We start from the raw sequence: 11,314 nt of genomic DNA, 5'->3' as shown, positions 1-11,314 counted from the left end.
GCGAGGGCGGCGGCGGGAGCCCGGACGAGCGGCCGGCCCCCTCACATACAGTCGACGCTGTGTCTGACGCCGCTCCCGACAGCCCCCGGACCGGGCCGCGCTGGTCGACCCGGGACCTCATCGCCCCGACCGCGTTCTTCCTCGGCGCACTGTTGCTGGCGGCGGCGGTCGCGATGGGCCCGATCATCGGTCCCGGCCTGAGGAAGCTGCCGCTGAGCGTCGACCAGACATGGATCGCCGACTCCTCCGACGACACGACGGTCCTCGACCGCTGCTCCATCGACTCGCCCGCGGCGAGAGTGCTCGAGGCGCATCTGCAGCAGCGCCGCCGGACGGTCGCGGTGAGGCCGTCGGACTCCGACGTGGTCACACTGCAGGCGGCCACGGCGCTGGGCGTGGACTCGTACCTCGTCGACGGCAGGGCCCAGGACGCCGAGCGAGTCTGCGCAGAGCCCACGTTGGCCGCGACCATCGACCGGGTGACGGTGAACCGGGTGACGGCGTCGCCGACCGGGCGGTCGGAGATCCAGTACGACGACAAGCACGCCGCCGTCGCCGTCCCCGACCGCCGGGGTCGCACTTACGCACTGCCGTACGGCTTCGGCGATCCCGGCGACTACTTCGACGTCACCACCAGGCAGACGGTTCCGCTGCAGGCCGCTGGTGAGACCGAGATCGACGGCCGCAGGGTGGCCCGGCTGCGCGCGGTGATCCCCGACACCGACCTGGGCGCGCTGGGAACCGATCCGCGCGGAGTGATCACCCGCCCGGCCTCGTGGTTCGGCACCTTCCCCGGAGTGGCGCCGAGCCGACGACTGACCGCCAGCCTCCATCACCGCGCCACTCGGGACCTGTTCGTCGACACGGCGACCGGCGTGGTGGTGGACGAGCGGATCGAGATCGAGGAGGAGTACCGGTTCGCGCCGGGCGAAGCCGGGTCGAATCCGGCGCTGACGGGATTTCGCCTGCCCAATCTGAGCACCGTCCTCACCGGTGATCGGCAGAGCCGGATCGACGGGGCCGACGCCGCCCGGCACCGCGCCCGCCCAGTGACTCTGGTGACGCGGACCCTGCCCGTCGCACTCGGCGCCGTGGGCGTGCTGGCGCTGATCGGCGGAGCGGTGTACGTCTACCGCACCGGCGTGCGGAACGGGCGAGAAGACGACGGCGTCAGGAAGCGGTGAGCCAGGCGCCGGTCGCGGCCACCGCGCAGGCCGCCGCCCCGGCGGCGACGGCGGCGAGTCCGGCCACCGAATCGACCGCGGTCAGGATCACCGACACCTCCACCACGAGGACTACGAGCGCCGGGATCGCACCCCGCGCGCGGTCGCGAGCGATCGCGGTCAACAGCATCAGCTGCAGCACCGCGAGCAGGGCTCCGGTGAGCGCGAACAACCACATCAACCCCGCCACCGGCCGGTAGTCGTCGGAGATCACCACGGGCACCAATCCGCCGCCGACGGCGGCGATCAGGGTGGTGACCAGACCCGTCAGCGCGAGGACGCCGACCGCACCGCGGAGAGCGGCGGCCGAACGCACCGGGTCGGCCAGCCTCGGGTACACCACCACGCCGATGGCCTGCGGCAGCCAGAACGCCGCCTTGGTGGCGACGGCGCCGAGCGCGTAGACGCCCGCGTCCCCGGCGGTCAGCACCGATCGGGACAGCAGCAGATCCACCGACACCGCGACGATCATCACGAACTGCACGCCCGACGCGGCGACCACCGCCGACAGCGTGAGCCTCGACCCGGGAACTGCCGCGCCTCGGGAGCGTCCGGCCGGACCGATCGCGGCTGCGGCGACCGCGGCCACCAGCGCCGCCGCGACGGCCGTTCCCAGCGTCCCCGCCGCGAGCGCGCCGGCCGCGTCCGCCCCCGCGTACACCGCGCCCACCACGGGCACCGACCGCAGGAGCCCGACGCCGGCGAGCACCGCCCCGAGCAACCGGAACCGCCCCGCCCCCTGAAGCAGCCCCTGGCCGCCCGAGACCACCGCGAGCGGTGCGGCACCGGCGAGCGCTGCCGCGGTGGGTCCGAGATCGGTGTGCGCGATCCTCATCATCGCGGCCACCGCGAGCACCGACACCAGGGCGACGACGCCGAAGACCACGCCGATCAGCCTCCACAGCCGACGCGACGGCGTTCCCCGCACCACCTCGCGCGCCACCACCGCCTGCAGAGCCAGCGCCGGCACCGAGGCGATGAGCATGGCCGCGTTGAGAACCGAGAACTCGCCGAAGGCGTCCGGCCCCAGCACACGGCTCGCCGGAACCTGCACCACGTACGCCAGCAGATTGGCCAGGAGAGAACCCGCGGTGACCCAGCCGACCGACCGCACGGTGGACCCGCGGCGGGGCGTGGCGGCGTCGACCATGCTGACCAGTGTGCCCGGCCGCTGCGCGATAGACTGCATCGGCAGTATCCGTAGCTGATCGAGACGAGCGCTAAGAGTCGATGTACGACACCGAACCATTCAACGAGCCCGACCCCTCCGATGTCGGGTCCCGCATCGACCCGGTACTGGCCCGCAGTTGGCTCCTGGTGAACGGGGCGCAGTACGACCGGTTCGAGGCCGCGTCGCGCTCCCGCGCCGACATCGTCATCCTCGACATCGAGGACGCCGTCGCACCGAAGGACAAGGACTCCGCCCGCGACAACGTGGTCCGCTGGCTCGCCGACGGTCACTCCGACTGGGTTCGCATCAACGGCTTCGGAACCCCGTGGTGGGCGGCGGATCTCGCCGCGCTGGCCGGGACGTCCATCGGCGGGATCATGCTGGCGATGGTGGAATCGGTCGATCACGTGACCGAGACGGCCCAGCGTGTCCCGGGCGTGCCGATCGTCGCGCTGGTCGAGACCGCCCGGGGCCTGGAACGGATCAACGAGATCGCCTCCGCCAAGGGCACCTTCCGCCTGGCGTTCGGCATCGGCGACTTCCGCCGCGACACCGGTTTCGGTGAGCAGCCGACCACGCTGGCCTATGCGCGGTCACGGTTCACCATCGCGGCCAAGGCCGCCAACCTGCCGTCGGCCATCGACGGCCCGACCGTCGGTTCCAGCGCCCTGAAGCTGTCGGAGGCGACGGCCGTCAGCGCGGAGTTCGGGATGACCGGCAAGATCTGCCTCACCCCCGACCAGTGCGCGTCGGTCAACGAGGGGCTGTCGCCGTCACACGATGAGATCAAGTGGGCGCGTGAGTTCTTCACCGAGTTCGAGGCGGACGGCGGCGAGATCCGCAACGGCTCCGACCTGCCTCGGATCGCCCGTGCCACCAAGATTCTGGAACTGGCCCGCGCATACGAGATCGTCCCGAGCGACTACGGGATCAACGACCACATGCCCGCACCGACCGACACGTACCACTTCTGATCCGACGGCAGTGCGGTGACCGCCACCTCCACGCGCACGCCCGCGCAGACCGGGGCGGCGGTCTACGCGGTCAGCGCTCTGCTCACCGCCCTGATCTGCGCGCCCCTGGTCGGGAACCACCTGCTCTACCGGGACGCGGTCGCGACTCCGCAGTCGCCGCTGACGGCCGCCGCGCTCGGCATCGACGGCACGGCGCCGCGAGCGGTCCCGCAGGACGCGCTGCTCGCCCTCGGCTCGCGTCTCGTGGACGGCGGCCTCCTGGTGGCCGGCCTGACGATCCTGGCCGTCTTCGCGGCCGGAGCGGGCTACGGGCGGCTGGCCCGCAGGCTCGTCCCGCGCGCCGCCACCGCCGGTGCGGTGGCCGCCGCCGTCGTCGGGATCTGGAATCCCTACGTGGCAGAGCGCCTGCTGCAAGGGCATTGGAGTCTGCTGGCCGGCTACGCCGCCCTCGGGTGGACGGTGTGCGCGGTGCTCGACCTGGCCGACGGCCGGCGGTCGTGGCGCCAATGGGCCGGTCTCGCCGGGATATTCGCGGCAGCCGGCCTGACGCCCACCGGTTCGCTTCTGGCCGGGATCGTGGCGGTGGCCACCGCGGCGGCGGTGCGGCTGCCGATCCGGACGGCGGGACTCGCCGCGGGATGCTGGCTCATCACCGCTTCTCCCTGGCTGGTGGCCTCCGCGGTCGCGTCGGACGTCGGGTCCTCCGGCGGCGCCGCGGTGTTCGCGCTGCGTGCCGAGCCGGGGCTCGGGCTGCTCGGCACCGCCCTCGGGCTCGGCGGCATCTGGAACGCCGACGCCGTCCCCGCCAGCCGCACCACCCCCTGGGCCCTGGTCGCGACACTGATGCTGCTGGCGGTGGTGGCGGTCGGCACCGGCGTCCTGGTCCGGATGCGCCGGGCACTGAGCCCCGCGGTCGCCGGGCAGGCACTCCTGGCGGCGGTCGCGATCGCGGCGGTGGTGGTCGCTGCGACACCGCCCGGACTGGCGGTGATGGACGTCCTGTTGGCGCATGTGCCCGGTGCCGGGCTGCTGCGCGACACGCAGAAATACCTCGCGCTCGCCGTCCCGTTCGTCGCGGTCGCGGCGGCGGCCGCCGTGACCGCACTGCGTGCACTCGTACCGGCCGGCTTCGCCGCAGCGGCGGTGATCGCACTGATCGTGGCACCGCTCCCCGACCTCGCCTGGGGTGTGGGCGGCAAGATCCGGCCGGTGATCTACCCCGACGACTACGCCCGGGTGACGGCGCTCGTCGGCCACGACACGGACGGCGCCCGCGGCTCAGTGGCCCTGTGGCCCGGCGACGCCGTGCGACGGCTGTCGTGGGCCCGGGGGCCGTCGCTGTCTCCGCTCCCGCGCATGCTGGACGCACCGGTGATCGGTTCGGGCGCATTAACCGTGGACGGGACGACGGTGGACTCCCCCACCGGCCGGACGGCGCAGGTCCTCGACGTTCTCCGAGACGGAGGCGACCCGCAGCGGTTGGCACGGCTCGGCGTCGGCTGGGTGGTGGCCGAGGAGTCGGACCCGCCCGCCCGGCTGGCCGCAACCGCTCCGGCCTACTCGGGCGAGCATCTGACCGTGTACCGGATTCCCGGCGCCGTGGCCGCGCCCGTTCCGGCGACCGCCGCGCGGGCGGCGGCATTCGCGGCCCTGGTCCTCTGGATCTGTTCGGTGGCCGCCGGTCTCGCCGCGGCCGTCGTCCGTCGAAGGGCCCCGGAGACCGAGGAAGACGAAGCGGCTCAACGGAAGTGATGCGGCGAGCACGCCGCAGAAGCACGCCAGTGCGCCACCCTCGCGTTCGGATCGAGCGCGGGGGTCGCGCACTGGCGTCGGTGCACCCGGTCCGGCACGTCGCTGAAGCACCCCTCGGTCAGTCGGCGGAAATCCTCCGTGTCCCAGCCGATGTCGCAGCTCCAGTTGTCGTGTCCGGCTAAACCGGTCCACCGGTATGTAACCGTATACTCTGAAGTAATATCGCGCAAGCGCGCTCGGTTACCATACGTGCCGAATACGACCACATCAGAGCGCATTTCTCATACACCGAGGGGGCGGCGATGGCCCAGCAGGCCAGGGCTGTGGAGACACGTCGTCAGATCGTGGTCGCCGCCGCGAATCTCTTCAGTCGCGTCGGCTACGAACGGGCGCGACTGAACGACATCGTCGGCGAATCCGGCCTCACCCGCGGCGCGATCTACTTCCACTTCCAGTCGAAGGACGACCTCGCGGCGATCGTCGTCGACGAATTCCAGGCCACCTCGATGAGGGCGGTCGGAACCATCGCGCAGACCGACACCTACGGCATGCGACAGCTCGTGATGCTGTGCCGGGAGATGGGCCGCCTGCTGGTGGACGACCCGGTGGTCCGCGCGGGCATCCGCCTCATCATCGAACTGCATTCCGGCGAGGCCCCGATCCCCGTGTACCTCGCGTGGATCGAAGCGATCAAGTACTTCGTCACGAAGGCCGTCGAAGACGGCGACGTGCCGCCGGACACCGACGCCGAGGAGGCCGCCGTATTCGTCACCGAGTCGTTCGTCGGCGCCCACGTCCTCTCCTACGCTGTGTCGGGCCACGACGATCTGCCCGCACGCATCGACCGGCTCGCCGACTACCTGGTGACGGCGCTGATGCCCGACGAACGCATCGCCGCGCGCTCCGATCTGCTCGGGGCACGCTGGACTCCGCCGACCGAACCCGGCGCCTGAGTCAGCCGCACACCTCGTCGAAGACCGCCGCGAACCCGTCCGCGGTTCCCGCCCAGGAGAACTGCTCTGCACGGTCCCGTGCGGCCTCCCCCAACGCGCGCCGCCGATCCGGGTCGGCCGCGAGGGCCGCGGCGGCCCGGGCGAGTTGGACGGCGTCGTCCACCAACACGCCGGTGACCCCGTCGACGATGGAGTCGGCCAGCCCCGCCGAACTGCGATAGCCGATCGTCGGAACCGCGTGCTGTGCGGCTTCGATCACCGCCAGCCCCCATCCCTCCTTCCGCGACGGCATCAGATGGACGTCGGCGGCGGCGAGCAACTCGTGCTTGCGCCGATCGCTCACGTGCCCGTGAAAGCTGACCTGGTCGACGACTCCCAGAGACTGCGCCTGCGCGCGCAGCCGGCCCGCCCACCATCCGTCCCCGACGACGTCCAGGTGCACGTCCGCGCCCGCGGCGGACAGCGTGGCCACCACCTCGAGCGCGTCCTCGATCTGCTTGTGCGGCACCAGCCTCGAGACGGCGATCAGGCGGAGACCGCCCGACCGCCCGGTCACATCGATACCGTTCGGCACCGGGTCGACTCCGCCGCGCACGACGGTGATGCGGTGCCGGTCCACACCGAGACCGGTGAGTTCGGCCGCGGATGGTTCGGAGACCGTGATGTAGCGGTTCCGGCGGTGGATCCGCGGCGCGATCCTCGACTCGATCCACCAACCCACCCGGGCCAGGACCGGCCCCGCCACCGGCCACTGCTCCCGATGACAGTGGTGGACCAGGACCACGGTCGGCGCGGGAGCGACGAGGCGCGCGAAGAAGGGAACGCCGTTCTGGGTGTCGACGACGACGTCGGGCCGATACCCGGCCAGCCGTCCCCGTCCCCAGCGGGCCGCGGCGACGGTGGCCAGAGCCCGCGGGTACACGGTGAGCCGACCCCCCGCGCGGACGATGCGCACCCCGTCGACCGTCTGCTTCCTCGCAGCACCGGGATAGTGGGCGGTGAGCAGGGTGACGCGCGAACCCCGGGCGGCGAACTCGGCGCCCACGCGTTCGAGGTAGCGTTCGCTGCCCCCGCCCTGGGGATGGCCGGTGTCACGCCAGCACAGCAGCAGGACATCGGTCGGGACGCTCATTCGTTCCAGCGTATGCGAACCTGGCTGCATGCCGCGTTCCCGGTTCCCCGCTCCCGCCGCCGCCTTCGGTCGGCACGCCACGATCCGTCGTTCGGTGCGGCTCCTCGACGCCTTCCGGTACGAGCAGTCCGACCCGGCCCGGTTCTATTCGGCGCTCGCACACGACACCGCCGTGATGATCGACTCTCTCCACCCCGGCCCGCTGCGGGGCGCCACCGTGCTCGACGTCGGGGGCGGGCCCGGGTTCTTCGCCGACGCCTTCCGCGATCGCGGTGCCGCCTATCTGTCGGTGGAACCGGACGCGGGAGAGATGGCGGCCGCCGGGATCGACCAACGGTCGGCGGTCCGCGCGCAGGGCGAGCATCTCCCGTTCCGGACCGGAAGCGTCGATGTCTGCTACTCGTCGAACGTCGCCGAGCACACTCGGACCCCGTGGGCGATGGCCGACGAGATGGTCCGGGTCACCCGGCCGGGCGGAACGATCGTCCTCAGCTACACCCTCTGGTGGGGTCCGTTCGGCGGCCACGAGATGGGACTGACTCACTACCTCGGCGGCCACCGCGCCGCGCGCTGGTACACGCGGCGCACCGGTCACCTGCCGAAGAACCTCTACGGAGTGTCGCTGTTTCCGATCACCGCTGCCGCGGGACTGCGCTGGGCACGATCCACAGCCGACGCCGAACTGCTGGCCGCCATTCCGCGCTATCTCCCCAGGTTCGCATGGCCAGTTGTGCACATCCCCGTGGTCCGCGAGGCGGCAGCGACCAACCTGGTCCTCGTGCTCCGGAAAAACTGAGGTCAGGGGCGGTTTCGGGACACGCTTCCCACACCTGAATCCATCCACACTGTGGAAATTACATGTGTGTAATTCATGCACATTGTGGATGAAGGTTGTGGATAACTGTGGATAACATATCCCGAACAGGTGTTTGAGCACAATACGAAACGAGGCACGCCGCGTAACGCGGCGTGCCTCGCAGGCAGACGGACCGGTCTAGCGCGGCAACCGTCCCGCGCAGCGGAGCGGACCGCCGCGGCTGGTGCTCGACGAGATCATGTCGTCGCCCTGCAGAATCGTGCACGTGACCGGACCGCGCACCACGATCGCTGTCATCTCGACCTCGCGGTCGGGCACGACCGTCTTGGCCGACCACGGAGTCCCCGTCGCGGCGACCACCACCCGACCGCCGGAATCGCGATAGGCCAGAGCCACCACGTCGCCGTCTCCGGTGAGCTGATAGGTGACCGAGCCGGGCTCCACCCGCGGGGTGGTCCGGGTCGGCGTCGGCTTCGGCGACGAGATCGTCTCACTCTCCTCGCTGGTGGTCGTGACGGTGGTCGGCGTCGCCGAGGGCCGGTCGGTTCCCGAGTTCGGCGAACCCGACCGGAACACCAGGAACCCGACGGCCGCCAGGATGATCACCGCGAGGACGACGATCAACGACAGGACCACCGTGCGGCCGCGGCCCGAGGGCGAGGGGCTAGTCATGCCGACCACCGTATACCCGGTGCGAGAAGCCCCTCATTCTGCGGTGATGGCCTCGAGCGGGCGGGTGCGAGCGGCGGTCACCGCAGGCCACAGCGCTGCGATCACCCCGACCACCGCGGCTCCGACCAGCGTCCCGCCGATCAGCGCCCACGGGATCACCACGCCTTCCAGACCCCAGTACGCCAGCGTCCGCACCAGCGGGATGCCGATCGCGAGACCCAGCACGGTGCCCAGCAGTGCCCCGAACACCGCGATGTACGTCGACTCGAGGTAGATCGTGCGGCGCACCTGCGCCCGGCTCATGCCCACGGCGCGGAGCATTCCGATCTCCTGCCTGCGCTCCACCACCGACAGCGCGAGCGTGTTCACGATGCCGAGCACCGCGATCACCAGTGACAGGGCCAGCAGCGCGTACAGCGTCGCCATCATCTGGTCGATCTGCGAGGAGATCGAGTTCTTGAACTGATCGCGATCCTGCACCTGGGCGGTGAGGTACTCAGCTGTGGCGTCCTCGAGTTGCTTACGCAGGTCGGCCGCCCTCACCCCGGGCTTCGCGGTCACCAGCACCGGGCCCGCGATCCGCTTCATCGCGACCGGCATGAGCTGCTCGTACGTCGGCCAGCCCACCATCGACGACGCGATCGCCTGGTTGTCCTCGAAGATCCCCGTCACCTCGGTGGCGACCTCGTCGCCGGTACCGCTGGTGAAGGTGACCGTCTGCCCCAGTTTCCAACCGTTGTCACGCGCTTGCGAGGAACTGATGAGGAGCCCGTCGTCCGGCAGATCCAGGCTGCCCTCGAGCACGTTGATGGACGCGACGTCACCGATCGAACCACCGTACGGGGAGGTCACGTAGGTGTCCTTCCCGTCGTAGCGGGCCTCGCCGTATGCCTGCGCGACCACCTTGTCCGCTCCCGGAGCCTCCTTGACCGCGTCCACCACCGAGAGCGGCAGCGGCATGTTGTTGGTGCCGGTGACGATGAAGTCGGCGCGGATGCCCTTGTCGACCGACGAGTCGACGGTGCCCTTGAACGACCATCCGAGAGTGCCGATCACCACCACGAGCATCAGGCCGAGGGTGAGTGCAAACGCGGTGGCCGCGGTACGCCGGGGGTTGCGGACCGCGTTGGTCCTGGCCAGTTTGCCGACGGTGCCGAAGGGCTTCTGGAAGAGGGCGCCGAACGCGCCCACGACGGGCTGGGAGATGGCGGGTGCCCCCAGCACCACGGCGATCACCGCAAGGAGCGCCCCGATTCCGACGATGGTGGCCGAGCCGGCCCCCTCCCCGAGTCCGCCGATCACCAGCGCGATGACGCCGAGGACACCGAAGACGGCCGCCAGCAGGGTCCGGACGCGGAGCGAGCCGGCGCCGGGTTCCACGGTGCTCTCGCGCATGGCCTCCACCGGCGGGATGCGCGAGGCCCGGCGTGCCGGAATCCATGCGCTGAGCAGGGTGACGACGACTCCGACGAACACCGCGGAGATGATCGCGGCCGCGCCGACCTGGATGCCGTTGGACGGCAGACCCTGCGATTGGGTGTACGCGAGCAGGCCTGCGGCGATCGCGACACCCAGCGCCAGACCGATCAGCCCGCCGATGACGCCGACGATCAGCGCTTCGAGCAGCACCGACCGGGAGACGTTCTCCCGGCTCGCGCCGATCGCGCGCAGCAGCGCGAGCTCACGGTTCCGCTGGGCGACGATCATCGAGAAGGTGTTGTAGATGATGAAGGTGCCGACCAGCAGGCCGATCGCGGCGAAAGCCAGCAGGATGGCCCGGAAGATCGTCAGGAACTGCTGGATGCTCTCCTTCTGGTCCTCGCGCACCTGCTCGCCGGTGCGGACCTTGTACAGCTGGTCGAAGTCGGTCTTCCCCGATCGGGCGACCACGTCGGCCAGATGGGCGTGGACGGCGTCGCGCAGTTGGTCGTCGGACACCCCGGGACGGGCCGCGAGGTCGACGGTCGAGACGTACTTGCCGTCCGAGAACAGCTTGGCGGCGGTCGCCTGGTCGAAGAGCACCCCGACATAACCGCCAGTGGACGACGGCATGTCGGTGAGACCGACCACGGTGACGTCCATCGGCGGGGCCAGCCCGGCTCCGACGACCACCTTCGTCCGGCTCCCGACCTTGAGCCCGCCCTTGTCGGCGGCCTGGGAGTTGACCGCGATCTCATCGGACTTCTCCGGTGCGCGGCCTTCGCTGAACTTCATGTCCTCGCCGACCGCTTCATCGGGCGGGAGGTAGCTCATGCCGACGCTCGGCGCTCCGCCGGTCTGGACGGCCCGGCCGGACGAATCGGCGAGCGTCACCGGCCCGGAGTTCGAGGCGGCCACCCGTTCGATTCCGAGCTTCTGCTCGTTCTTCTTCAGATCGTCGACGATCGTCACGGGCACGCCGGGTGCTTCGTTGCCCGCCGCGGTGATCTCGACCGCGACTCCCTGCGCGACGTTGTCGAAGATCGAGTTGAAAGCGGTGGCCACGGTCGAGGTGAAGATGACCGCGCCCGCGACGAAGCTGGTGCCCAGCACCACCGAGAACACCGTCAGGATCAACCTGATCTTGTGAGACGCAAGGCTTCTCAGAGAAACCTTGCGCATGACGTTGGCAGCCATCGGT

General features: G+C 70.6%; 9 protein-coding genes. 5 read left to right on the top strand and 4 right to left on the bottom strand.

Annotation, left to right across the window (positions count from 1 at the left end):
- The first annotated feature begins 59 nt into the window (after positions 1–59).
- Positions 60–1,184 carry a cell envelope lipid trafficking protein PgfA gene (gene pgfA, locus ACZ5QD_RS16630; RefSeq protein ID WP_464366951.1) on the top strand — a complete coding sequence of 375 codons (1,125 nt, stop codon included), beginning with the start codon at positions 60–62 and terminating at the stop codon, positions 1,182–1,184.
- On the opposite strand, the gene ACZ5QD_RS16625 is transcribed toward pgfA, so the two are convergent.
- Positions 1,171–2,412 (bottom strand): polysaccharide biosynthesis protein, encoded by a 1,242-nt coding sequence (locus tag ACZ5QD_RS16625; protein ID WP_231875656.1) that lies wholly within the window; start codon positions 2,410–2,412, stop codon positions 1,171–1,173. The genes pgfA and ACZ5QD_RS16625 overlap by 14 nt on opposite strands.
- Before the next feature lie 41 nt (positions 2,413–2,453).
- Here ACZ5QD_RS16625 and ACZ5QD_RS16620 point away from each other — a divergent pair, with 41 nt between their 5' ends.
- The 3 genes from ACZ5QD_RS16620 to ACZ5QD_RS16610 all read left to right on the top strand — a co-directional run bounded on the left by ACZ5QD_RS16620 (position 2,454) and on the right by ACZ5QD_RS16610 (position 6,073).
- Positions 2,454–3,368 (top strand): HpcH/HpaI aldolase/citrate lyase family protein, encoded by a 915-nt coding sequence (locus ACZ5QD_RS16620; protein ID WP_006897435.1) that lies wholly within the window; start codon positions 2,454–2,456, stop codon positions 3,366–3,368.
- A gap of 15 nt (positions 3,369–3,383) precedes the next feature.
- Positions 3,384–5,120 carry an MmpA family trehalose lipid delivery protein gene (locus ACZ5QD_RS16615; protein ID WP_464366950.1) on the top strand — a complete coding sequence of 579 codons (1,737 nt, stop codon included), beginning with the start codon at positions 3,384–3,386 and terminating at the stop codon, positions 5,118–5,120.
- A 302-nt stretch (positions 5,121–5,422) separates the two neighbouring features.
- Positions 5,423–6,073: a ScbR family autoregulator-binding transcription factor gene (locus ACZ5QD_RS16610; protein ID WP_045539052.1), complete on the top strand. Its 651-nt coding sequence runs from the start codon at positions 5,423–5,425 to the stop codon at positions 6,071–6,073.
- 1 nt (position 6,074) lies between these two features.
- Here the strand turns inward: ACZ5QD_RS16610 and ACZ5QD_RS16605 are convergent, their stop codons facing one another.
- Positions 6,075–7,205, bottom strand: coding sequence for a glycosyltransferase family 4 protein (locus tag ACZ5QD_RS16605; RefSeq protein ID WP_045539056.1), 1,131 nt, complete (start codon positions 7,203–7,205; stop codon positions 6,075–6,077).
- Positions 7,206–7,233: 28 nt separating this feature from the next.
- Here ACZ5QD_RS16605 and ACZ5QD_RS16600 point away from each other — a divergent pair, with 28 nt between their 5' ends.
- The gene (locus ACZ5QD_RS16600; RefSeq protein ID WP_006897440.1) at positions 7,234–8,001 is read left to right on the top strand and encodes a class I SAM-dependent methyltransferase; all 768 of its coding nucleotides are present in this window, start codon (positions 7,234–7,236) and stop codon (positions 7,999–8,001) included.
- 198 nt (positions 8,002–8,199) lie between these two features.
- Here the strand turns inward: ACZ5QD_RS16600 and ACZ5QD_RS16595 are convergent, their stop codons facing one another.
- On the bottom strand, positions 8,200–8,694 hold the full coding sequence (locus ACZ5QD_RS16595; protein WP_062366338.1) for a hypothetical protein: 495 nt from the start codon (positions 8,692–8,694) through the stop codon (positions 8,200–8,202).
- Positions 8,695–8,727: 33 nt separating this feature from the next.
- Positions 8,728–11,310 carry an ABC transporter permease gene (locus ACZ5QD_RS16590; protein ID WP_006897442.1) on the bottom strand — a complete coding sequence of 861 codons (2,583 nt, stop codon included), beginning with the start codon at positions 11,308–11,310 and terminating at the stop codon, positions 8,728–8,730.
- Positions 11,311–11,314 lie beyond the last annotated feature (4 nt).

It is taken from the genome of Gordonia sp. J1A, assembly GCF_055393515.1.
This window is presented reverse-complemented; position numbering and strand designations above follow the sequence as displayed.

What these genes read in the sequence shown, in the direction of transcription:
- ACZ5QD_RS16595 (WP_062366338.1), bottom strand. Translation starts at nt 8,694, where the DNA reads ATGACTAGCCCCTCGCCCTCGGGCCGCGGCCGCACGGTGGTCCTGTCG.
- ACZ5QD_RS16600 (WP_006897440.1), top strand. Translation starts at nt 7,234, where the DNA reads ATGCCGCGTTCCCGGTTCCCCGCTCCCGCCGCCGCCTTCGGTCGGCAC.
- ACZ5QD_RS16610 (WP_045539052.1), top strand. Translation starts at nt 5,423, where the DNA reads ATGGCCCAGCAGGCCAGGGCTGTGGAGACACGTCGTCAGATCGTGGTC.
- ACZ5QD_RS16590 (WP_006897442.1), bottom strand. Translation starts at nt 11,310, where the DNA reads ATGGCTGCCAACGTCATGCGCAAGGTTTCTCTGAGAAGCCTTGCGTCT.
- ACZ5QD_RS16620 (WP_006897435.1), top strand. Translation starts at nt 2,454, where the DNA reads ATGTACGACACCGAACCATTCAACGAGCCCGACCCCTCCGATGTCGGG.
- ACZ5QD_RS16605 (WP_045539056.1), bottom strand. Translation starts at nt 7,205, where the DNA reads ATGAGCGTCCCGACCGATGTCCTGCTGCTGTGCTGGCGTGACACCGGC.
- ACZ5QD_RS16625 (WP_231875656.1), bottom strand. Translation starts at nt 2,412, where the DNA reads ATGCAGTCTATCGCGCAGCGGCCGGGCACACTGGTCAGCATGGTCGAC.